Here is a 24,555-nt window from a genome sequence, read left to right as displayed (position 1 = left end):
ATAAACTCTATTGAAAATTACCTAAAAATCTATCCATTTACCGTAAATTAATTTGATTTAAAACTTATTTACGCTTTATTCTTATTTGTTTAGGTGTGAATTATTTATCAATATATAAAATTATTTTTTCTCCAAAGATTCAGAATATTGTCAACTGTTTATTTAGCAAATTATGTACTGAATATATTCTTATGAACTCACTTAAATTTTAATAGTTTTGTTTAGTTTCACACCTGAAAGTATTGTCAATATCTCTTCAAGATAGTTTCATCAATTCAAGATCAAATTTATCCAAATGTCTTCTACAAGTCTTATCCCAAATTCTCCTGTTATATCCAATAACATCTCAAAAGAACAGTTACCACAACAACTATTTACTCGTAGGGAAATCATTCCTTTATGCAACGATGTACTCTGGCGCATTGAGCGTGGTGCTGTTCGGACATTAACCTGGAATGAAGACGGAACATTCGTTACTTTAGGGTACTGGGGTTCTGGGGATCTGATTGGTTATCCCTTATCCAAAGTCCAGCCTTACCACATTGAATGTCTGACAAGTGTAGAAGCGACTATTGTACCGCCTCATTTGTGGCACTTACATATTAATGCTTTCTTGTCCCATATACAACATTCAGAAGAGCTTTTAAGCATAGTACACTATAAACCTATTTCAGTGCGTTTGTGGAAATTTTTGGTGTGGTTAAGTGAAAAATTTGGACGCAACGTAGAACAGGGTAAGTTAATTGACCTTAATGTTACCCATCAAGAGATATCAGAAGTGTTAAATACAACTAGAGTAACAGTAACACGCCTCTTACAGCAATTTGAAGAACAAGGAATAATGTTACGTTATAAACGTCGGATTATTCTACGTTTGCCAAATAAATTAACTAGAAAATAGTTCATAAAATAGTATTGACAAGTTGAGATAACTAGTCTTGTTCGAGACTCCTGGAAAAGCCTTGGAATAAAGACTTTAAATCTCAAATCCCAAATATAAAATTCAAAATTGATACAATTACTTGTGCTAATCACTGCGAATTCTGTATAATCATACCTGAAGTCGTTGGGTAAATTTCCTTAATAGCAAAAGGTTAAGTAGTTTACCATGACTTGTACTAGTTGGTGTGAGGAAAAGTAAGACAATGACCAAACCATTCTGGAATGTTTTGAAGGTCAGTCCAATTGTTGTTGCCGCTACATTTTTTGTTGCTAACAGCACCTTGGCTGCGGAAGCGAACGAACAGGGAACAAGTGTTGCTCAACTGTCCCAAGAAACTGACAACCTCGGACAAGTAACCTCCGTTTCTCAATTTTCAGACGTGCAGCCTACAGACTGGGCATTTCAAGCATTGCAGTCCTTAGTTGAGCGCTATGGCTGTATAGCAGGTTATCCCAATGGTACTTACCGTGGTAATCGTGCTTTGACTCGTTATGAATTTGCCGCTGGTTTGAATGCTTGTTTAGACCGAGTTAACGAATTGATTGCCACAGCAACAGCTGACTTAGTAACTAAACAAGACCTAGCTACCTTACAGCGCTTACAAGAAGAATTTTCCGCCGAACTTGCAACTTTACGCGGTCGTGTTGATTCCTTAGAAGCCCGTACGGCTGAGTTGGAAGCTAATCAGTTCTCCACCACCACCAAGTTAGTTGGGGAAGCAATTTTCAACGTATCTGACGTTTTTGGAGATACGAGAGTTGGTGGTGCTGACTTACAAAGCAACACCACTTTCTCTGACCGGGTGCGCTTGAACTTGTACAGCAGTTTCAGCGGTAAAGACCAGTTACAAATCCGTTTAACTGCTGGCAATATTATCTCTAACAGTGGTGTAACCGGCACTAACATGACCCGCTTGGGCTATGATGTGGCTACAGCGGATAACAGCGTTAGCATCGATAAAATCAACTATGCTTTCAATTTGAGTGATGCCATCCGCGTAAAAGTTGATGCTACTGGTGGAGAGTTATGGGAAAACGTCAATAACTTTAACCCCGACTTTGCTAGCTCTGCTAAAGGTTCTATCTCCCGTTACGGACGTTTCAGCCCCATCTATCGCCAAGGTGCTGGTGGTGCTGGTATAACTGTCACTTTCAATCCTAACGGGCCTCTCAGCATTTCAGGGGCTTATCTAGCAAGCACAGCTAATAACCCCACTGATGGTAATGGTCTTATTGATGGTGCTACTACAGCCTTTGGACAAATATCTTTTAAACCCAATAAAGCTTTTAACTTGGGTTTGAGTTACGCTCACACTTATCAAAATAATTCCAGTAATGTCAATTTGTTTGGCAGCACAGGAGGTGCTTTAGCAAACCAACCATTTGGTAGAGTTGCTACCACATCTAACAACTATGGTGTAGAAGCAACTTTCCTACCCAGCTCGAAATTTATCCTTGGTGGTTGGGCAGGTTACACTGTTGCCACAGCTGAATCTGGTGTAAATACAGGTAAAAACGCCGATGTATTCTACTGGGCTGCTACTCTGGGTCTGAGAGATTTTGGCAGAGAAGGTAATGAACTCGGTGTAATTTTTGGTCAGTCACCCAAAGTCACTGAAAGTGAAGTCGATGGTGGAGCCAATGGAGATACTTCATATCATTTAGAAGGACTTTATAAAATTAAGGTCAGTGATAATCTGCAAATTACACCCGGCTTGTTGGTAATTTTTAATCCCGAACACGACAACGCTAACGATACCACTTACGTAGGTACACTTCGTACAACCTTCAGTTTCTAAAACTAGTCATGGATTAGGAGTGCTGAGTGTGGAGTGCTGAGTGCTGAGTGCTGAGTGCTGAGTATAAACCTAGTTGCTTGATGGCTTTAAGCAATTAACACTGTCCTAACATTAGTTAGTGGCTATGGTTACAAGAAACTAAAAGTAAAAGCCCGCCTCAGGCGGGCTTTTGTTTGAAAAACAAGCTATGTGGGATTACAATCTTGCTTATTAGACAAATCTGTTGGAGGACGATCGCTACTCCACGCCCACCAAACAAAACCACAATGGCAATTATAGAACTCCTGCCATTTGCGACGATGGTTTTCTGTCATCACAGGCGATCGCCGATTAACCCAAACTTGTAGAGCTTCTAAGCTAGTTGAGCGGCAGTTAGGACAGCAAAACTCATAAGCGTGAACTGCCTTATTCGTCCATTCAGGCGGGATGGGAGCAAAAGCGTCCATGTAGTTAAAGTGTAGTCTTATTGGTTATCCAATTTAAGGCTTTGAACTTGAGGGCAAAAGGATACCATAGAATCCCGCCACACTATAAAATCACTTAACCAGTATTTTTATAACTTTATCAGGATACCATTCAACATGCTTCCAAAGCCTAGAAATAGAGCATTTTAAATTTTTAATTTTGCACAGTGGTAAGCTAATAATCATTCAAATTGCATCCCCCGAAGTTTGCTCAACGGGGGGAACCCCCCTTCGGGTTCGCAGTTCCTTCAAGTCGGCAAAGCCGCCCAACGGACTGCTCACCGCATGCAACTTCTCTTTGCGTCTCCCCTTCTCCGCATCCCCGCCTCTTTCTAAAGCAAAGGATTGTGCAACTTAAAGGCAGATTAGCTTATTAGTTACTATGCATATTATGTCCAATAATGAAAATTATGGAGCCTAACCTTGAAATTCGCCGTTTGTTAGATATAATGCCTGCTTCGGCTCGGATGACGACAAAAATCGTCAGTAAGCCACAGCAGCCAAAGATAATAGATGCTTCCTTTCCCTTACCGTGGAATCGCGATCGCCCGATATATATTAATTTTGATTTGTGGAATCGACTGACAAAACCACAACGAGACTTGCTACTGTTGCAAAAAGTTAGCTGGTTAATCGGTGTGAAGTGGTTTAAGCCAGAGCTTTATCAAGGTGTAGTACTGCTAGGTTTATTAGGTGGATTAGTTGAATCAGCACAATCGGATGTTGTGGGTGTAGCTGTAGCCGGAGGATTAAGCGCGATCGCAGCTTTACGGATTTGGCGCAATCATAAATCTCAAGAATCAGAGTTGAATGCTGATATGGCAGCGATTCGAGTCGCTGGGCGGCGCGGATACTCAGAAGTTGAAGCCGCTGGGCATTTGTTATCTGCTATTGAAGCGATCGCTCAGATTGAAGGGCATTCTAGTTTAGATTTTTCTGAGTTAATTCGTTGCCAAAACTTACGAGCGATCGCAGGATTATCGCCTGTTGGTTTGCCAAAAAGTCAATAGTGAGTTTTCGTAGAGACGCGATTAACCGTTGTCTGTACAAGAGTCAATTGTTAGCTATCATTCTGTCTAAAACGTTGCGTGTAATAGCTTGTGCGTCAGGACTAAATACAGAAGGACGTAATTGAGGTGCATTGTAATCATCTAGCCCCCAACTCCATTGCATAGAACCAGTAGCAAACACCGTTGCACCAGAATCTGTAGTATAAATGGTCATATCTGAATATTTTGTGCCACCCTTGTATCGATAAGGCGAATGGGCAATACGAATCGTATTGGCTGGCGCGTTACGAAACATGCGATCGACTTCGTAGCCTAGCAGTCCCTCAAGACGCATTTTGGCAGGTGCTTTACTATTCGTCTCCACAGATGCCGTGGTATTATCTGGATGCAATTGCGTACCAGCAAGCAACCAATCCGGTGCTGTGCGATTGATAACGATATCAGCATTTACTTGAAATGTTTCGTACATAACTCCAATTAGAGCTTCTTCTGGACGATGCACAGGTTTATTTCGCCAAAGAGTTGTGACTAGGAAATCATTCGCGGGATTATTGTCTCTAGCATAAGGATCTAATGCTGCACTTTCTTTATAAGCAACAATAGTACGGTTGATGTCTTGAGTGATGAAGCTAGACTCAAAGCGAATTTGCCAATAACAGGTATTAGCAGAAAAAAAACCAAGACTGACACCGTAATCTCTTGCTGTCTCGACATTTTGCCGCATATTTGCCGACCAATATTCATCATGACCCACTGAGAGAAATGCTTTGTGCAACCAAAGCATCGGTTTGATGCTATGGGTTTCTAAGTTGTTTTCATGTGTGTCAATGTTGGTACAGTAAGTAACATCATAACCAGAGCGTTCTAGCCACCGTACCATGTTGTATTCCCAACCAGCATTAGAAGTTTTCCTTTGCGGTTGGAAGTTAGTAAAAAATTCTCCGGCTCCTACTCCATAGGCTGCTGCTGAGTTAGGACTATTAGCGTAGGGACGGTTAAAAGAAACTTTCAATGCTTGTTTACCGCGACTGTTCCAGCGATAAAGGGACATTCCGCCCCAATTGTTATAAGCTTGGTAGGTGGTGACGCTCGATTGAAACAAAATATCGGAAGCGCGGCTATCATCACGCACTACAAAAATGATGTAGCTTTGCTTACCACTCTTACTCGCAGTCAGTTTTGCTAGATAAAAACCACTCGCCCACTGTGTTGAGTCGTGTGAGTTATCAGGAATTTTTAAAACGTATGGATCTTTCCAATTACATTCAATCAAACCTGTTGCTCGATCTACAATTGGCCTTGGTTGTTTGACTCCTGTTCGTGTAATTGCAGCAGCCATTTGCCGCCCTCCAGCACCTCCATACCAGCCCATACGAAAGATTTCTATTGTGTAGTTCGGCTCTTTTGTATTCACAAAAAATTTGATTTCGCTGCCGCGATTGATACTCGTGAGCGAAGCATAGCCTTCTATTTCTTCTTTAGTGGCAGGATTTGTAAGTTGCCAATTATAAGTACCTTTTTTTTGATTTTCAATGATTGTGGGATTATGCGATCGCTGAGATATCGGTAGATCCATAGTCCCAGTGGATGGTTGTACAATCCTCACAATAGAAATGAAAATTAGCAGGATAGAAATTACAACTTTAATAATAAATATTAATCTATTTTTGAGAAATATTATATTAGGACTTATTTTAATTAACCCGATACATGCAATATCTTTTATTTTGTGATTTTGACGCTTAATATTCATAAAAATGCAATAACAAATAGAACTTTATCTCAAAAGACAGTAGTTTTTACAAAACTCAGTGCTGAGTTATGAGTAACAAGGAGATTACTCAGCACTCTTCATGATGTAATTTTGTTCTGGTTAATACTTAATATTGGCGTAGCGATCGCTTACTTTTTACTGCCTATAAAATTTGATCGTTTGTTTTGAAATACTTGACTTTCTTGCTAACCTGAATTAGATTATGATACTATTTTGCATGTATTTTTATCTGAATTTTCAGTAAATAAATAGTTGGTAGATTTAGTAAAATTTCCAAAAATATTTTTAATTAAGGCTTGATCTTTCAGATGCAGATGCCAATTAAGCAGAATTTTTTTCACGAGTACAATCCGAAAAAATCTAAGTTATCTGTCAAATTTTGGTTTGGTTTAAGTCTAGCTTTTGCTTTATTTTATAGTTTTTTAGAACTACAACAAGCCTTTGCCAGCAAATATGTAGTACAAGATGATGCCAGAGTATATGTATTTTGGTTACAAAGATTTTTAGAGCCAGATATATTGCCCAATGACTTAATTGCCGATTATTTTGCATCTGTAACTCCGGTGGGATTTACTGCTTTCTATCGAGCTATTGGCATGGTGGGTATTGAGCCACTCTTATTAAGTAAAATATTACCAGTATTTTTGAAAATTTTGTGTATTTGCTATTGGTTTGGATTGTGTATGCAGATATTTCCAGTCCCAATGGCAGGATTTATTAGTACGCTGCTACTAGCTCAAAATCTTTCAATGCGGGATGATTTAGTTTCTGCTACACCTCGGTCTTTTATTTTTGTATTTTTCATAGCATTTTTATACTATTTGCTGCGACAATCTTTACTACCGTGTTTAGTTGCGATCGCCTTAGTCGGCTTATTCTATCCACCGTTTTTGTTCGTGATAGCTGGCATCTTAATTTTGAGGTTGTGGCAGTGGAAAGGCAAACTGCCTCATCCATCTTACAATAGTTGCGATCGCCTGTTTTCTTTTGCAGGATTGGTAACTTGTTTAATTTGTATGTTGCCTTATGCTTTGAGTTGTTCTAAGTTTGGCCCGACCATCACAGGAGTAGCAGCAAGAGAATCGCTAGGACTTGCACAAACAGGCAGAATCCCATTTTTCAGTAACGATCCTATTTGGTTTTGGTTATTTAATCAGCACAGCGGTCTGATTCCAAATGTTTTAGAACATCCCATAAATATAATTGGGTTATTTTTACCTTTAATACTTGTGTATTCGCGGCGTTTTCCTTTAACTCAGCATATTACCAATCGAGCCAAAGTTTTATCTCAAATTTCTCTCGCATCTGTGGCAATGTTTGTACTTGCCCATTTACTAATTTATCAGTTGTTTTCTCCGGCTCGTTACACGAGATATACCCTCAAATTTGTGCTGATTATCGCCGCTAGTATAGTATTAGTAGCAGTTTTAGATGCAATTTACCAGTGGGTAAAACAGCATCAATATTCATTTTGGCGACAAATTCTCCCTTTAGTATTTATCAGTTTATTAGGAATATTTTTAGTTTTTTATCCCTGCTTATTGAAACATTTCCCAAACAGCTTTTACCGTGTAGATCGAGCATCAGCAATGTATGAGTTTTTTGATAAACAACCTAAAGACATTCTCATTGCTTCTTTATCAGAAAATATAGATAATATCCCTACTTTTTCTAAAAGAACCATCTTCATCGGCTGGGAATATGCAGTTCCATATCATGTGGGCTATAATAACCAAATTATCCAAAGAGCTACTGACTTGATTCGCGCTCAGTATAGTGAAAAGGTAGCCGAATTACAAAATTTTATTCAAAAATATGGAGTAGACTTTTTTGTAGTGGATAAATCAGCATTTACACCCAAATATTTTGCTAATAACCCTTGGTTTGTACAATGGCAGTCAATAGCAAAAGATATTTCCTCAAAATTACAGCAAGGAACTATTCCAGTTTTATTACGTGACTTAGAGCGTTGTTCTGTTGTAGAAACTGAAGATTTGATTGTCTTACAGGCAGAATGTGTTAAAAAGTCTGAAGCATAAAAAACAACTTCAAACTTTAGCTTGACAGTGATAAACTTTGTACTCATAGCCATTTACTGCTGGCAAAGATTGGGTATCCGCAACACATTTTTTAACTTCCTCTGCTATGGGTGCATGAAAGTTCGCCAGCCACAAGTCAAACGGTCGTGATAGTGCTTTGATTGTATTTGCTAGTGCAGTAGTAGAAGTATTAGGGTTTTGGTCTTGATGAGCCAGCAAAAACAGAGCAGATGAAGTAAGATGATTTTGAATTTTCATTTCTCTAGCTACTCCCATCATTTCACCAATTTGCACATGAGTTATTTGGGTAGTAGCAATGAGGACTGGAACTTGAGATGTTTTTTGAATTAGTTGTACGAAAAGGTCGGGGCGGTAATATTTTTGATAACCAAGATTGCTAACAACTGTTACAGCACTGAGAAATCCCATCAACCAAATGAGGATCGCCGCTTTTTGACCGCTAATTTTCCATCTACCTATTTCTTTATTTTTGCCAATTAATTTCTGTGAATCCCAACAAACCGCAAGACTCGCGCCAAGTAAAACGATGACAGCAGGAAAGTAAACAAAGTTATAACGCGCGCCTCTTGTTAAATCTATATTCAGTAAGTAGGTGAAAATAAAAAATAAAGCGATCGCCCCAACAATTACTCCAGAAAATACTTGAGTTATCAATCGATTCTTTGGTTGTTGTAATTGCATTTTGAAGCCACGAACTAAAATTGGTGCTGCCCAAATCAGGAAAATCAGCATCACCAACCCAGAGGCAATAACAATTGCTAGCTGTGGTGCTTCAACTGGTAGCAAGTAAAGCATGGTTATCCATGCAGCGAAAGCTTGAAAAATTGGGCTTAACCAAGCAAATCCCTCCCGTGGTTGCTGTATCCAATCTGTTAATTTACTACCATAGCTATTATGTAAAAATATTGGTAGCCAAACTGCTCCGGCTGCAAAAGTGCCAATAGCAACAGCATAGATACGTCGCCAAGGAGAAGATAATAAAGAAAAAGGTTTTGCACCACTGCGACTTTGATGCCAAGCCAGCACAATTAAAACTAAAGCTTCTGTGCCAAGAGTCAGGGCGAAGAAATAATGGGTAGCTAGACCCAAAGCATTAACTAACACCCAGGAAAGTGCAATCCAAATAGGTATTTGTGTGCGGTTTTGGATGTGACGCACAGCAACTACAAAGCAAGCCAAAGAAGCAATCACCCACAAAATTGCCAAAGTGTAATGACGGGCTTCTTGTGCTAAAAAAATGCTGTATGGCGATACTGCCATCATAGCAGCGGCTAAATGACCAACTAAGCGAGAACGGAAACCCAGCCAGCCTAAGCCATAGATAGCTGGGATAGATGCAGCACCAAAAATAGCAGCCAGCGATCGCGCCCCCCATAAAGAAACTAAACCCCCTTGTGTCGGAAATAACTGCATCCACCAGTGAGCTAAGAAAAAGTAAAGCGGTGGATGGTTAGTTTCATGGCTGAGGTGCGCCCATACGTCTTGAATGGTGGCGTTTGGTTGTGGTTGCAGAGGTTGCAATAAAATATCAGGTGCGATCGCTCGATCTAGCGGTACTGGTAAAAAACTATTTCCGAGACTAAACACCAAGGTGGAAAACTCATCAGTCCATGGAGGCTTACTAGTCAAGTTGGTTAAGCGCAAGCCCAGTCCAATGAGGAACCAAATCAGGCACAGCAAGGGATGAAGCCAGCGAGAAGGAATAGCGACGTACCGATTATACAAATGCATCCTTTATTAAACAGAAATTTCACTTAGCAGAGGTAGGCAGTGAGATTGTCTTGTTGCAATGGTTGGTATGCACGCCCAACAAAAGTTTTACTGCTATGCCTTTAACAAGTAAATTTGCAAATATGTAGACTTGATATTTTAGATTTAAGTTCGATGTCAACTCAAATATCCTAAGTGTGATTATTTCACATCTGTTACGCGCCAGCTTAATTTCAAGTTAACCCAGAAATTCCAAACGGTAGCAACTGCGATCGCTATTAAGTTAGCGATGTAGCGGTTAGGAATCAAGAAATTAAATACCAAGTTCAACACCAGAACATTCAAAACCAGTCCGGCAAGGCAAATGATGTTGAATTTCAAAAAGCGCTTGAGCCGATGTCGCCATTCTTGCTGCCTCATGCTGACATCAGCAAACGTCCAAGCGTCATTCCACAAGAAATTATTCACAATTGCAATTTCGCCAGCAATAATTTTACTGCGCGTCAAGGGCAAAGCTAAAGTAGTTGGGTCGCTGAGTAAATACAGTATTGCCATATCCACAAATACCCCACTCAGCCCAACTAAACCAAAGCGCAAGAATCTACCAATGGGAAAATTCATTTGTTGATTGACTCGTCCTAGCCTTCCTGTAGATAGCCGCAACCGCACTAAGTGGTGAATGTATTCCACATATTGCTTCCATGTGACTTTACTTTCACCTTCTTTGCGCTCGCAAAATACGTAACCTACTTCAGTAATTTCCCCTACTTTTCCCCGGCCAATAACTTCCAAGAGAATTTTGTATCCTACAGGATTGAGCGTAACATTAGCGATCGCACTCCGACGCACCATAAAATAACCACTCATCGGGTCGGAAACTCTGCCCAATACACTAGGTAAAATAATTAATCCCAAAACTTGAGCGCCACGGGACAAGAAACGCCTGACAACGCTCCAACTACTAACACCGCCTCCTTCTATGTTCCGGCTGGCTACCGCCAAATCTGCTCCCTGTTGAATCCCACTTAACAGTTGCGTCAAAACCTCTGGTGGATGCTGCAAATCCCCATCAATCACCCCTAAAATACGCCCTCTCGCTGCTTGCCAGCCGCGAATCACAGCAGAAGATAGCCCGCGTTCCTGTTGGCGACGCATTACCTGCAACTGTGGATATTTATCCGTCAGCGATTGTGCCACCTCCCAAGTACGGTCTGGACTATCATCATCTACCACAATTAGTTCGTAGTCTCCTGGTATAAATTCATCTAATAACTGACTTAATATCCTGATAATATTCTGGATATTATCACGTTCTTTATAAGTTGGAATTATTAGAGAAAAATAGATGGCTTTATCAGTTCTATCAACATTGATAAAAGGTGATTCCGGAATCTGTAATGAACCAGTCGGAACCGTTAATAGAGATTTGAGGGAATTAAAATTCATAGACGAAGTGTTTACATCTGCTAAAATGTAGTTTATGATACTATGCCTCAGACACAAGTTGTTTTACTAAAACTAAGCAGCCCAAAATTTCTTCATTTATGGTGTCCAATTTGCTTATTCTGGTTTTGGTTAGCTTCAAGTCTTGGTTCATCAGTATTGTTTAGCTCGTTTAATTTTAAACACGAAAACTATTTTGAGATACTAATGTCTCTTCATTTTATTAGTATAAATAATTACCTTTAAAATTAATAAAACTAGTATTTTATCTCTATACAATCTAAATCATAAATTATTTAATTTTAAAAAAGCAATTATATTAAGAGGTCATTTATCAAGTAAATATTAAGTACGCAAGGCTAAAAACAGCGTGGATATTCCTCCCGCTTTATTGCTATTGTGTTATGGCTATGTCAGGATTTAAGAAAAGTATTAGGCGAATAAAATTCGCTATTACACAAACAAAGTCTACTTCCGTGGACTAATGAAAAACTAAGGGTTTTTAACCCGCGCAGGCGGATAAAGTATCGTGTAGCTGCGACTTCTAGTCGCTAGGGTTTTATAAATCATCTCTAAAAGTCAAATCAGTATTTTTATTTGCATAACGTAAAATATCCAATATTTCAGAAACTCAAAACGCTCAATCTATAAGTTTGGGAAACAATGACTAGCAAAACAAGAGCTTTTCATCAAGTTTATCGTTATTGGCTATTATTTTTAATAGTTATTTTATCAGCAGGTATATTTTTCCGTTTTGTCAACCTCGATCGCAAAGTTTACTGGCACGACGAAGCTTACACTTCATTACGAATTTCTGGGTATACTAAAACAGAGTTTGTTCAAAAAGTGTTTGATGGAAGCGTAATTGACGTTGATTCTATATTGAAATATCAGCGTCCCAACCCAGAAAAAGGTGTAATTGATACAATTAATTCTTTGGCAGTGGATGATACTCAACATCCTCCACTTTATTACGTGTTAATAAGATTATGGGTGCAATTGTTTGGAAATTCAGTAGCTACAATCAGAAGTTTATCAGCAATTATTAGCTTGTTAGCTTTTCCTTGCATCTATTGGCTTTGCTTAGAACTATTTGAATCACCAATAATAGCATGGACAAGTGTAATACTTTTGGCAGTCTCGCCTTTGCATGTATTGTATGCTCAAGAGGCTCGCCAGTTTAGTTTGTGGATTGTAACTATCTTACTAGAAAGTGCTGTAATGCTACGAGCAATACGACTTCGTAGCAAGCAATTGTGGAGAATTTATGGAGTTACAGTAGCACTTGGATTATATACATTTTTGTTTTCGGGATTAGTGGCGATCGCTCATGGTATTTATATAATTACTATAGAACGTTTTCGATTTACCAAAACAGTAAAAGCCTATTTGACAGCAACTAGCGCTGCTTTTATAGCTTTCATTCCTTGGATTATAGTTATTATTAATAACTTAGAGCAAATTGACCGCACAACAGCCAGCGCTCAAGCCAGACTATCTATATCAGGTTTGATTTCAGCTTGGATTACTAACATTAGTTATTTATTTGCAGATTTTTGGCGTTACGAACCATTTTTCCCAGATTTAGATTTTCCCGGTTTGCGTTGGGGTCGATTTTTAACTCCTACGATCATAATTTTAGTAATATATTCGTTTTTATTTGTTTATCGTCATACTGCACCACGAGTTTGGTTATTTATTTTTACACTGAGTGGAGTAACTGCATTAGCTCTGATATTACCTGATGCGATCGCTGGAGGTAAACTTAGTGTTAGGGCTAGATACGTTATGCCATGTTATATAGGTATTCAATTAGCTATTGCTTATTTGCTGGCAACTCAAATTATTTCTGCTAAGTTGATAGTTCAGAAATTTTGGCAATTAATCATAGTTATAGTAATATCCACAGGATTTTTATCTTGTGCTGTTAGTTCCCAAGCTGAGACATGGTGGAATAAAGGTAGCCATGCAAATCCGCAAATTGCTCGGATAATTAACCAAACTAATAACCCACTTTTGATTAGTAGTAATTACTCTTTAAATATTGGCGATTTAATGTCTTTAAGTCATTTACTAAATAATCAAGTAAAAATGCAATTAGTAATTGAGCCAACTCTGCCTAATATTCCAGATAGTTTTAGTAATATATTTTTGTTTAATCCATCTAAACAATTCAAGTCTAAACTGGAAAACAAATATCAACTAGTGATAGTTGACAAAAAAGGGAGATTATGGCATTTGCACAATAAAAAGATTTAATTTATTAAAATATTACTACAAAGCAATCATGCTTCAAGATAATAGTAGAAATAAAACTTGGATTTTCTGGATAATAGTAATTCATTGTCTGGGATTACTTGTTCTAGGTTTATTAGCTTATCAAAAAGCAGACGGAAGCCACGACTTAAATTTATACTATAAATCTTCACGTAGTTTATTAGCGGGTAAGCTTCCTTATCGAGACTTTGATTTTGAGTATCCTCCGTTTGCCTTGGCAGCTTTTGTTTTACCTCGAATAGTAACATTAGGATTCCTTGATAACTATCATATTTATGCATTTTTACTGCTTTTACAAAATGTATTATTTAGCAGTATAATTTTAATATTAATATTACGTTTAACAAAATATTATAACTATCATCGCCAGAGAATCATACTAGGATTTTATGTATTATTTGCAATTATTCTTACTCCCTTAATAATCTGGCGCTATGATGTATTTCCTACTCTTTTAACGGTATTATCTTTATTAGCTGTTATATCTACCCGTTCTACATTAGCAGGTATTTCTTTAGGATTTGGTATTGCAGCTAAACTTTATCCGATTGTTTTACTACCAATCTTTACTGCTTACTACTTTGCCCAAAAATCCTATCGTGCCATATTAAATTTATGGATAGGAACTATAGGTGCAGCAATCTTAAGTTTTTTACCGATTGCGATCGCAACTGGCAATCGAGTATTTTCATTTCTACAATATCACGAAGAAAGAGGTTTACAAATTGAATCCTTGCCAGCAGGAATAATTGTATTGGCTCATAAATTGGGTTTGATTGATATGAAAATTAAGGCAGCCTATGGCTCAATTAATATCGTCTCTCCTTTAGATAATTTGATATTGAATATATTGCCTTGGTTATTTATGTTTGGTTACACTTTAATTTTACTAAGTAGCATATATTCTTTTCGACAAGAACGCAATCAAAGTGAATCAATTAAAATCAATGCATTAGTGAATTATACTATTTTGGCTTTATTAATATTTATTGTAACTAATAAAGTTTTTTCTCCGCAATACATGGTATGGATAATACCTTTTGCAGCACTTTTAAAACCACGGAAAGCATGTTTAATGCTAATTATTTGTCTTAGTACTTATATCATGACTTTATCTGGTAGTTTCCGGAATTTAGATGATATGAAAATTCTGTGGTTGAATCTGAGAAATTTTTTAATTTTGGGATTAAGTTTGTGGATATTTTTAAGTTATTTTGCAAGGCAATTGAAAAATCTGTTTAGGTAATTTTTTTAAATAACAAAGTAAACCACAGAAATTTAGCTGATTTTTTTGCGAAAATAATAATATGTGGTTTGCTGATGATGAACTGTGGCTACTATAACTGTTGATGCGATTCTTAACCGTGCCCTAATGGGGTATGATGTATCTCCCCAAGAAGGAGTTATTTTATTAAAACAAACACAACCAGAGGCGATCGCAGCGATTCGTACCACCGCTGACAAACTCCGCCACGCTCAAGCAGGTGATACCGTTACATACATCATCAATCGCAATATTAACTTTACTAATATCTGCGAACAGCACTGTAGTTTTTGTGCTTTCCGCCGCGATGATGGCGATGCTGGCGCTTACTGGTTGGATTGGACACAAATTTTGGAAAAGTCTCAAGATGCAGTGCAACGCGGTGCAACAGAAATCTGTATGCAAGGAGGATTAAATCCCCAAGCGCTGATAAATGGCAAATCTCTACCCTATTATTTAAAACTGGTAGAAACCATCAAACAGGAATTTCCTCAGATACACCTACACGCTTTCTCTCCCCAAGAAGTTCAATTTATCGCCAGAGTTGACGGACTTGAGTATGCTGATGTCATTGCGGCGTTGCGGGATGCTGGTGTTGGTTCAATGCCAGGAACAGCAGCTGAAGTGTTAGATGATGAAGTACGGCGAGTGTTGTGTCCAGAGAAACTTGACACAGCCACTTGGTTAGAAATTGTTAGTACAGCTCACAAATTAGGTTTGCACACCACTAGCACCATGCTATCTGGGCATATTGAGACAGCAGAACAGCAAATTGGGCATTTAGAAAAATTGCGATCGCTGCAAAAAACTGCCCGCGATCGAGGATATCCAGCGCAGATTACAGAGTTTATTTTATTACCCTTTGTTGGTAAAGAAGCGCCTAAACCCCTACGCCGTCGCGTCGGACGCGATCAACCAGTTTTAGCCGATGCGCTGTTATTAGGGGCTGTAGCACGGATTTATTTAGGAAATTGGATTGCCAACCATCAACCGAGTTGGGTAAAGCTGGGGCTAGCTGGTGCAACCGAAGCCTTAGTTTGGGGTTGCAACGATATTGGTGGCACTTTAATGGAAGAACACATCACCACAATGGCGGGTGCATTGGGTGGTACTTGTATGGAAATCGAAACCCTGCAAACTGCGATCGCTTCTTTAGAAAGACCTTATCAACAACGAGATACTCTTTATCAAAAACTTAGAAATTAAAAGTTATATAGCAGAAGGCATAAGGCAGAAGGCAGGAGGCAAGAGGGAAAGTCTTACTATTCCCAGCATTCAAGCTTTGAAAATGTCCTAAAGGGTGTGGCTACAGCTATAAATTTTTAATTCTTAACTCCTCACTTACCACTCCTAACTTCTCACTCAGCACTCAGCACTCAGCACTCAGCACTTTAAGATGATCCCCAAGATACCATTCCAGGATACGATGGACGTTGATTTACGTATTTCAGTTGATGCATATGAAACGTTATTGGTCGCGTCTGCTTGCGCTAGTTTTGGTTGTGGCTATTGGCTTAATAGGTTGTTCTAGTCCTGACAGTTTGTCTGGTGATTATCGTCAAGACACTTTGGCTGTCGTTAACATCATGAGAGAAGCCCTAGATTTATCAGAAGATTCACCAAATAAAGCAGAAGTTAAAGCAGAAGCGCGTCAAAAAATTAATGACTTTTCAGCCCGTTACCAAAGGACTAACGATGTTTCCGGTCTTAACTCTTTTACAACTATACGAACAGCCCTCAACTCCCTAGCCGGACACTACAGTTCTTACCCAAACCGCCCCATACCACAAAAACTCAAGACTCGCCTCGAACAGGAGTTACAGCAGGTAGAGTCTGCATTGAAACGTGGTGCTTAACTTTTTACTAATCCACATTCCAGAGAGTCATGAGTTAAAAGTCAACCCTCTAGACTCATGACTACTTTGCCAACTTTAGCTAAGTCTAAGTTTGGAATTGAGAATTGACAATTGTAACTTTGATAGATGAGTGTAGATAACACGCTATCGTAGTTGGCAACAAACCAAACAAACCTTGTATTCATTAGGATATTGCGCGAGCATTTCCTTGAACGGAATTGAATAAAAAATTAGGCAACACAATTAAGGGTTTGGAAGTCAACGAAAAGTAGGCTTCAAAACCCTTATTGATGATATATCAAATTTGATACATGTCGCCTTTAGTTATCTAATACCTAGTAAGCATCAAAGATAGCAAACCAGACGTAGGGAGGATGAGAAGAATAAGTAAATAAAGGGGAATAATAACTATTCAATCTCCCTTATATCCGCGTCTACCCTGTTCCTCTTGCCTCCCCTGCTTCCATGTCTAACCGTCCCTTGAACCTTGCAAGACCAATGTTATTTTCGCGTCGCCTGTTTGCTGCCGTTCTCAGCAGTATTTTCTTGATTCCTAACTTTGAAAAACCAGTAGGAGCGCAAGTAACAGAGTATTGTCAATTATCGACAGCAGCAACGCAAGCAAAAGAAAACTTACGTTTGTCAGCACTAAAAGGCGATAAAAATGCTCAAAGCCGCTACCAGCAGTTGTTGCAAAAACACGCACAAGAATTGCAAAAGTGCCGTAGTCGTAATTGGCCAAATGTTCAAGCTCTTTGGTTGCGTTTGTATCCGTGTGACATTCGTTCGGGGTCGCTCGATGACATTATGGATCGGATTGTCAACCGTGGCTATAACCAAGTTTATTTAGAAGTTTTCTACGACGGACAAGTACTATTACCAGCAGCAGCTAACCCAACAGTTTGGCCTTCTGTGATTCGCACTCCAGGCGCTGAAAAAATCGATCTGTTGGCCGCAGCAATCCAAAAAGGACGGCAACGCGGTTTAAAAGTTTACGCTTGGATGTTTACCAACAATTTTGGCTATACCTACGCCCAGCGTGCAGATAGAGAAGCAGCGATCGCGCGCAATGGCAAAGGTCAAACAAGCTTATATGTGATAGATGGCAGTTCTCAAGTATTTATCGACCCCTACAACATGCAAGCCAAACGCGACTACTTCCAAATGATACAGGAAGTATTGCGCCGTCGCCCGGATGGGTTGCTATTTGATTATGTGCGTTATCCCAGGCAAACGGGAGGTAATTCCATCGCCACGAAAGTTTCGGATTTATGGCTATACAGTCAAGCCACCCAAGAAGCTTTATTGCGAAGGGCACAAAATTATAAAGGACTGGAGTTAATTCGGCGTTTTTTAAGGAAGGGATATGTAACCGCAGCAGATATAGCTGAAGTCGATAAACTTTATCCCCAAGAAGGCGAACCGATGTGGCAAGGACGCATCCCACCATCAGCGCAAAAGTCAATCCTAACTCCCGCTGACAGACAACCATCTTTGCAAATAGAGTTATGGCAACTCTGTGTTGCCCACGCCATGCAAGGTATTTTAGATTTTGTCGCCGTTGCAAGTTACCCAGCACAACAATTAGGGATTCCTTCTGGGGTGGTGTTTTTTCCTGATGGCAACCAAACTGTAGGCCAAGGTTATGATTCTCGCTTGCAACCTTGGGATAGGTTCCCCAGTTCCTTACAGTGGCATCCGATGTCTTATGCAACTTGCGGTAACGTTAGTTGTATTGTGCCGCAAGTACAACGAGTTTTAAGCGTCGCCCAACCTGGAACGCAGGTGATTCCGGCTTTAGCTGGTAATTGGGGAAAATCCGTGAGTAATCGTCCACCACTAGAATTACAAATGCAAGCACTTCGCAAACTTGCGCCTCAACTGAAGGGAGTCAGCCATTTTGCTTATTCTTGGCAGTTTCCTCAAAATGATAGCGATCGCAAATTCTGTCGCGTTCAGTAATACCAATTCACCAAAATCTTGATACACATGCAAGAATTTGTAGGGGCGCTGTTACGTTCGCCCTTACTTCGTTCAACCCAACCTACAATTTTTTAAGAACACCCTTCAATATATTCGACTTCTGGCAGTTTACCTGCGCGAAACTGAGTGACACGCTTGCCATCCGTCTCAAACACCAAACGATAATTGTGGTCGGCGCGGTCTTTTGGAATGAATGTCAGGTAATGTCCACCTTGTACGTATTTATGAGGAGTAACTTGAATTTGCCCTGGATAAAGAGACTTTATCCGAGCTTCGCTATCCCCGATTTTTGCACCTTTGAGGGTAGTGATTTTGCTATTTCTCCACACATCTACCCTAGATATGCGACCTTCTGTGACCATGAACCCAACATCCTTAGGTTCCGCTTTTGGTTTAACGTAGTAGCAACTGTTATTTGGTGAATCGCCGACTAACCGAGTACCAGCAGCTTTTGCCGCTTGAGAGACATTCATACCAACTCGAACCTCTCCAATACCATTGATAAATAATTTGGATTGGTTTGTCAGTTTCGCCTGTGCTACCACTGTCTGGACTGTCAAAGAGGAAACGGCAAGCATTGTAGTAGCAAGAGTTAATATTTTAGCTTTACTATTCATTTTCTACTTAGATCGAATCAGGGTGAAGTTTTATCTACAAAACCGATGTTGCCAGTTTCGGACTTTCAAGACGAAATCAGCTTCAACCTCTTGATTTACTTGCGTTTACCATCCTCTTAATAAACTTTGCTTTTTCTTAACTTGTCATTAATTGTTAGGGAACAAAATACACAAGTGGAGATTTTGAGCAACTGGTGAGGCAGTGTAGTCATTTCTGAATTTGGGATTTTTCTTTAGCAGTATTTTCACTTTGGCATGATTTTTGGGTGCAAAGAGCGCGCTCAATTAACTATGAGCAAAAATATGGAGATCGAATTTATGCTGAGTGCAACATCTTTAAAAAAGTTATCGCAAACAACTGCCACCGCAGTGCTTGGTTTTTCTATACTTGCAGCTATTGGCACAGATCCTGCCCAAGCTGTCAATTTAAAAACATTTAATATTTCAGGAAATTTTGCTCCTGCGGCTGTTGATGGTTCAGTAGGGCTACCTGTGGAGTTAGCAAATGGTTCTTTTAGTGGAACTTACACAGTGGACACAGATCGATTACCCGCTTCTAGTTCTTTTGTGGATTTGACAAGTTGGACCGTCAACTTAGTCAATGGCAATACTGTTTTGCGGACATTATCCAATAGTTTGGCTGGCAACACAGCTTATATTCAGGAGAACATCCTAGCTTTTGCAGATGCTGGCTTATTGACAGGTCAAAATAATAATTTGTATAGTTTAGAACTTTATTTTAATAGTAATTTTACAGGTAAAGGTAGTACCAATGATGGAATTTTTCTAGACAATAGCGACCTTGGAAGTGTCCAAAGTTCTGGTAGTACTGCCGTTACTTTTGCTAAAGGTGAGTCTGTTCCTGAACCTCGAACTTTTGCCGGAATGATGGTTGCTACTACTATCGGATTGTGGGTGAAAAGAAAGCAAAAAGCTAAAATAGCAGCATATTAATTACGAATTACGAATTACAAATTGCTATAACGCACCATCGATGATATCGAGATGGTGCGTTATTTTGTTAACGTACCCGACAAAAGTTGTAGATTATTAAATCCACGTTCCTGACTCGATCGCAAGTACAAAAGCTTTACCGTAAAGTTACAGCTTTTTTAAATCATGGATACATTTATTACATTTACAGCGTTTTTCAGGTAAATGAGGTACACGGGTAGGGGCGAAGCCTGTTCGCCCTAATTACCCATACCTCACAAAGTTGCAATCTGCTGTATTTCAGTTTGATAAATTTAAATTGATTAAAAAGAGTTAATCTGTTCTTATTTTTTACTTAACTAACGGTTTGAAAAATAAACCTTGTTATGAACCTTTAGCGGTAAAAACTCTAATATTAAATAAAAAAATATGAGTAGCAAAATTCGCAAGAAATGGTTTGATTGTGCATCGATTGGCGTGCTGATTTCAGAACTAGCTGGAGCGAAATCACCTAAAAGATCCGCTTTTAAACGATTTACGAAGTCCTATTTTGCCTTAGCAGCCTTGCTACTACCATCCTCCATCGTCCCGGTTATGTTCGTTGGCTCGGCAACCGCAGACGAATCCTTGCGGCAGGAAGCGTGGCTAGCACACTCAACCGTCACGACTCAGCCAGATGCCACACCGGACGTTGCGAGATACTTAAATGACCCAGAGAAAGAACCCAAGCTACCGCCGAAAGTGCTGGCAAAGCTGCTTCAAGAACGGATCAAGTACGTTTTTGTCATCTTCAATGAGAACCATTCCTTCGACAACGAGTATGGCACGTTACCGGGTGTTAACGGACTCTACTCAGACGGACAAAAGCCCCGCAACCCAGACAAAACGCCAGGCTTCACTCAGACATACACCGATGCCAACGGTATCACCGTCACAGTCCAGCCCTTCCGCATCGGGACTGAGCAGAACGCCAACGTTGTTGACAGCGTTGACCACTCGCATACCGGGTTAGCAACCAAGCTCCATGTCGCGAACGGCAAGCCACAGATGGATCGGTTCGCCTATGACGAGTACACGCGCTTCGCATCCAAAGGCGGAGCAGCCAACATTGCAGAAGGGAAGCAATTCGCGCGTCTTGTAATGTCTCACATCGACTGCGACACCATTCCGTTCTTCTGGAAGTGGGCTAGCCGCTTCACGGTCTTTGATAACATTTTCGCAACCGAGGACACACCCTCCACACCGAATGCAGTAGCGATGATTGCCGGGCAATCGGGTGAGACGCAATGGGTTAAGCACGGTGCGAACGGTCAATCCTATACTGTGGGTAGTCACAGTGGCACGACACAGGGCGTGCCCCTAGTCAACGACCCGCAGCCTTTTTACGGTTCTCAGTTCGACACAACGACAGACAACAAGCAGCCTGCTGGCGCGAAAGAGAGCTACGCCGATAGCAATATCGCCTCAAATCTGACCTTCGCCAGTCTGCCTCTGACTTTCCAGGGGCGAGATATTCAGGCGGTCTTAGCAGGTAATAAAAATCCTTTATTCGATCTAGCCGACATCCAGCAGGATATTCCCTATATCCAACAACTCCGAACTAGGCCTGTCAATTGGCGTTGGTATCAAGAAGGGTACGATCTCGAACCAACCGATACAAATGGGGTTGCCTCGCACAATTCCTATGTTAGCCATCATAACGGCGCGCAGTATTTTGGCTATATTGCTAATACACCGCAGGTGAGCAAAAATCTACGCGGACTAAATGACTTCTTCACCGACATAGCCAAAAATGAACTGCCAAAAGGTGGCGTGTTTTATATCCGTGGCGGCTACACGAACCAGCAGGGATTAAAGCCGCCAATTACCAACCCCAATACACCTGCGGATGAGATTTCCGCAATTAATGCTGCCAAGTCGGGCGACGACGATCATCCGGGCTACACCGATCGCCAGCTCAGCGAGGCAATGGCAGCCAGAGCAATCGACGCGATCGCCTCAAATCAGAAACTCTGGCAGCAGAGTGCAATTATCATTACCTATGACGAATCGGATGGCTTCTACGATCACGTTCCGCCGCGTATCCTATCCTACGGGCCTGACGGGCTGCCGCTCTCCCGTGGTGTCCGCGTGCCGCTGATTTTGATCTCGCCCTACGCGCGGACGCACGCCGTCTCGCATGTCGAGGGCGATCACAACTCGGTAATCGAGACTATCAACACAATCTTCGGTCTGCCTGCACTCGCCAGCTTGCCTGACGAGGCACAAGCACTCGCAGCCGGCAACTCGCCAGATTTTAACAAATTTGGGCCGCCAGGATTTGAGCAAAAGTACCTCGGCCCGCGCGATATCAATTCGCCAATTACTGACAGCTTACTGTCCGGCTTCGATCCCAAGCGCTTGCTCGGCATCGCGCCACCGCTGCCAGCTTCATTTGCCAAGATTCCAGACAGCGTTATCAACACACTACCTCACTACGGCGGGCAAGGCTGTCGGGCCATTGGGATTGTACCGGAGGATCGACGGCAGGGGATAGTCAATAAAATCCCTGCGGGCTTCAATCCGCTACCGAGTACTTATCCAGCGGCTAACCCTTAAACACATAGACGGATGGGATGTACTCCATCCGTCGCTCAATCCAAAATATTTTTTGATAAGTACTTAGACAGAATTAATTAAACAGATTATTTTCCTGTTCCCTATTTTCAGAGGACAATTGATGCGCTTTGTGTTAATCTTGCTGACCTTGCTTGGTTTGTGCTGCTCGATTTCCACCGCTCAGGCTGGTTCTGTTATCAAACGTGTGAAGGCGCGCAATGTAGTTCGCTGCGGTAGCGTCGAACGTGCGGGACTGGCAACTGAAGCTGAGTCAGGTGGCTGGAGCGGTCTTAACGTCGATATCTGCCATGCGATCGCTGCTGCTGTCCTCGGATCTGCCGATCGCATTGAATATCACAAGTACGAGACACCGAAGGATTTTGACGCTGTACGTAACCAGCAGGACGATGTTTATTTCCTTACGGGATCGGAGATTTACGAGCAGAAGCTAGCTGGCAAGCTAGTACCTGGCCCCACCGTCTTCGTAGAATCTCATGCGGTGATGGTGGCTTCTAACTTGGCCGCACACCACGTCAGCGACCTCGCCGGAGATAGTATCTGTTTCATGATTGGTAGTTCCGTCGAGCGGAGCCTTACAGCTTATTTCGGTGCGCTCCACAAGAACTGGTTCCGTCGGGCATTCTCTGAGGACGGGGAAATGATCGATACATACAACGTGCAAAATTGCCATGCGATCGCCGACGAGATAACCACCCTTGCTAATATCCGCCTCGACCAAGGGGTAAACCGATTATCGAGCCGCATCCTCCCAGAGCCGCTGATGACATTTCCAGTGATAGCCGCGACCGGAACCGCAGACGCGCAGTGGTCTGCGATCGTCGCATGGACAGTGCATACATTGATCGATGCAGAGAGACCGGAAACACAGTGGTATGCAGGCGGTGTCGAGGCAATGCCAATCTCTGCATCAGAACTGGGTCTCGACCAGAAGTGGCAGTCCCGCGTTCTCGCATCTGTAGGCAACTACGGCGATATCTTCGATCGCCATCTTGGTAAAGGCTCCCCTCTCAAGCTCGAACGCGGCTTAAACGCAAACTACTTCCACAGAGGACTTCTTCTGAGTCCGTTCCGCGAGTAGTAGACTTGTCCGAAAACTCCAAAGCCAGACTGTTCAAAGCTTTGAGGCAAAACTTTGATATTTGCGTAAAAACGTAGCGATCAGCATTTGAGATAGTTACTGTTAGTTTAGAGGCATAAACATTAACTCCTTCTTTTTAGGATTACTTGACTATTTTTAATAGCTAAATTGGCAGAATTAAGCTACCAATTCTCAGCCTAACCAACCCACAGACTATTAAAATAATCTGCTCATACGTTTCAAGTTTTAAGCGAAATCTTTGTGAGGCTATTCGGAATATTTTAAGCAATCGAAGCATCTGTCTTAAATAAAATAAGCATAAACAAACTTGTTCTTGGATTGATAACAATTCTTTGCGACCTCCACCAGACGCATTAATTCTGATTTTTCGGCTTTCTTGCTGAATTTTAATTTCTTGGTGACGTTTGCCGGCACAATTTAGTAGTGATTGTAATTGTTCGTAACTAATCCCTAAAATTTGTTTTGTTCGGTGTGGGTACTTTTGGATATAATCAAAAACCATAACTAAGTTTGAAAAATGGTAGACACTCAATTCAACGTTTTACCATTTTTCTTTTCCTAAGTTAATATTTCGGACAAGTCTAATGTAAGCCCAAGTATCTTTGGCATCCAATTTAATGATTTGGTTGTAATCAGCGATCGCACCTTTGTAGTCTTGTATGGTATTACGAACTTGCGAACGTTGGTAATAAACCCTAACATCTT

The 24,555-nt window shown here is 40.8% G+C and carries 17 protein-coding genes; 12 read left to right on the top strand and 5 right to left on the bottom strand.

All coding sequences use genetic code 11. The features are described from left to right. Positions 1-295 precede the first annotated feature (295 nt). Positions 296-901 (top strand): Crp/Fnr family transcriptional regulator, encoded by a 606-nt coding sequence (locus I8752_RS04570; protein WP_214431140.1) that lies wholly within the window; start codon positions 296-298, stop codon positions 899-901. A gap of 244 nt (positions 902-1,145) precedes the next feature. Then, the gene (locus tag I8752_RS04565) at positions 1,146-2,741 is read left to right on the top strand and encodes an iron uptake porin (protein WP_214431139.1); all 1,596 of its coding nucleotides are present in this window, start codon (positions 1,146-1,148) and stop codon (positions 2,739-2,741) included. A gap of 185 nt (positions 2,742-2,926) precedes the next feature. Here the strand turns inward: I8752_RS04565 and I8752_RS04560 are convergent, their stop codons facing one another. Next, positions 2,927-3,187 (bottom strand): hypothetical protein, encoded by a 261-nt coding sequence (locus I8752_RS04560; protein ID WP_214431138.1) that lies wholly within the window; start codon positions 3,185-3,187, stop codon positions 2,927-2,929. Between the two features lie 428 nt (positions 3,188-3,615). On the opposite strand from I8752_RS04560, the gene I8752_RS04555 reads away from it, so the two are divergent. Then, complete coding sequence (locus I8752_RS04555; protein ID WP_214431137.1) at positions 3,616-4,215, top strand: DUF3318 domain-containing protein; 600 nt, start codon at positions 3,616-3,618, stop codon at positions 4,213-4,215. A gap of 43 nt (positions 4,216-4,258) precedes the next feature. On the opposite strand, the gene I8752_RS04550 is transcribed toward I8752_RS04555, so the two are convergent. Beyond that, on the bottom strand, positions 4,259-5,791 hold the full coding sequence (locus I8752_RS04550) for a N,N-dimethylformamidase beta subunit family domain-containing protein (RefSeq protein WP_225895439.1): 1,533 nt from the start codon (positions 5,789-5,791) through the stop codon (positions 4,259-4,261). Between the two features lie 512 nt (positions 5,792-6,303). Between I8752_RS04550 and I8752_RS04545 the strand changes: the two genes are divergently transcribed. Beyond that, positions 6,304-8,028, top strand: coding sequence for a hypothetical protein (locus tag I8752_RS04545; protein ID WP_214431136.1), 1,725 nt, complete (start codon positions 6,304-6,306; stop codon positions 8,026-8,028). 9 nt (positions 8,029-8,037) lie between these two features. On the opposite strand, the gene I8752_RS04540 is transcribed toward I8752_RS04545, so the two are convergent. After that, positions 8,038-9,780 (bottom strand): glycosyltransferase family 39 protein, encoded by a 1,743-nt coding sequence (locus tag I8752_RS04540; protein WP_214431135.1) that lies wholly within the window; start codon positions 9,778-9,780, stop codon positions 8,038-8,040. Positions 9,781-9,960: 180 nt separating this feature from the next. Beyond that, positions 9,961-11,205: a glycosyltransferase gene (locus I8752_RS04535; protein WP_214431134.1), complete on the bottom strand. Its 1,245-nt coding sequence runs from the start codon at positions 11,203-11,205 to the stop codon at positions 9,961-9,963. A gap of 660 nt (positions 11,206-11,865) precedes the next feature. Here I8752_RS04535 and I8752_RS04530 point away from each other — a divergent pair. The 5 genes from I8752_RS04530 to I8752_RS04510 all read left to right on the top strand — a co-directional run bounded on the left by I8752_RS04530 (position 11,866) and on the right by I8752_RS04510 (position 18,561). After that, the gene (locus I8752_RS04530; protein WP_214431133.1) at positions 11,866-13,461 is read left to right on the top strand and encodes a glycosyltransferase family 39 protein; all 1,596 of its coding nucleotides are present in this window, start codon (positions 11,866-11,868) and stop codon (positions 13,459-13,461) included. A gap of 28 nt (positions 13,462-13,489) precedes the next feature. Further along, positions 13,490-14,725 (top strand): glycosyltransferase family 87 protein, encoded by a 1,236-nt coding sequence (locus I8752_RS04525; protein ID WP_214431132.1) that lies wholly within the window; start codon positions 13,490-13,492, stop codon positions 14,723-14,725. Positions 14,726-14,809: 84 nt separating this feature from the next. Then, positions 14,810-15,949, top strand: a complete 1,140-nt coding sequence (gene cofH, locus I8752_RS04520; protein WP_214431131.1) for a 7,8-didemethyl-8-hydroxy-5-deazariboflavin synthase subunit CofH — start codon at positions 14,810-14,812, stop codon at positions 15,947-15,949. Positions 15,950-16,203: 254 nt separating this feature from the next. Further along, on the top strand, positions 16,204-16,599 hold the full coding sequence (gene psb27, locus I8752_RS04515; RefSeq protein ID WP_214431130.1) for a photosystem II protein Psb27: 396 nt from the start codon (positions 16,204-16,206) through the stop codon (positions 16,597-16,599). Between the two features lie 465 nt (positions 16,600-17,064). After that, positions 17,065-18,561, top strand: coding sequence for a family 10 glycosylhydrolase (locus I8752_RS04510; RefSeq protein WP_214431129.1), 1,497 nt, complete (start codon positions 17,065-17,067; stop codon positions 18,559-18,561). A gap of 92 nt (positions 18,562-18,653) precedes the next feature. Here I8752_RS04510 and I8752_RS04505 read toward each other — a convergent pair whose 3' ends face one another. After that, a complete protein-coding gene (locus I8752_RS04505; protein ID WP_214431128.1) occupies positions 18,654-19,199 on the bottom strand; it encodes a hypothetical protein in 546 nt (181 codons plus the stop codon). A gap of 303 nt (positions 19,200-19,502) precedes the next feature. Here I8752_RS04505 and I8752_RS04500 point away from each other — a divergent pair, with 303 nt between their 5' ends. The 3 genes from I8752_RS04500 to I8752_RS04490 all read left to right on the top strand — a co-directional run bounded on the left by I8752_RS04500 (position 19,503) and on the right by I8752_RS04490 (position 23,829). Further along, the gene (locus tag I8752_RS04500) at positions 19,503-20,153 is read left to right on the top strand and encodes a PEP-CTERM sorting domain-containing protein (protein WP_214431127.1); all 651 of its coding nucleotides are present in this window, start codon (positions 19,503-19,505) and stop codon (positions 20,151-20,153) included. Positions 20,154-20,561: 408 nt separating this feature from the next. After that, the gene (locus tag I8752_RS04495) at positions 20,562-22,730 is read left to right on the top strand and encodes a phospholipase C (RefSeq protein WP_214431126.1); all 2,169 of its coding nucleotides are present in this window, start codon (positions 20,562-20,564) and stop codon (positions 22,728-22,730) included. A 121-nt stretch (positions 22,731-22,851) separates the two neighbouring features. Then, positions 22,852-23,829, top strand: a complete 978-nt coding sequence (locus tag I8752_RS04490; protein ID WP_214431125.1) for a type 2 periplasmic-binding domain-containing protein — start codon at positions 22,852-22,854, stop codon at positions 23,827-23,829. The last annotated feature ends 726 nt before the right edge of the window (positions 23,830-24,555 follow it).

The organism is Dendronalium phyllosphericum CENA369, from assembly GCF_016056275.1.
In the GTDB taxonomy this organism is placed as follows: Bacteria; Cyanobacteriota; Cyanobacteriia; order Cyanobacteriales; family Nostocaceae; genus Dendronalium; species Dendronalium phyllosphericum.
Note: the sequence above shows the minus strand (reverse complement) of the source record. Positions and strands in the feature narration are given on the sequence as shown.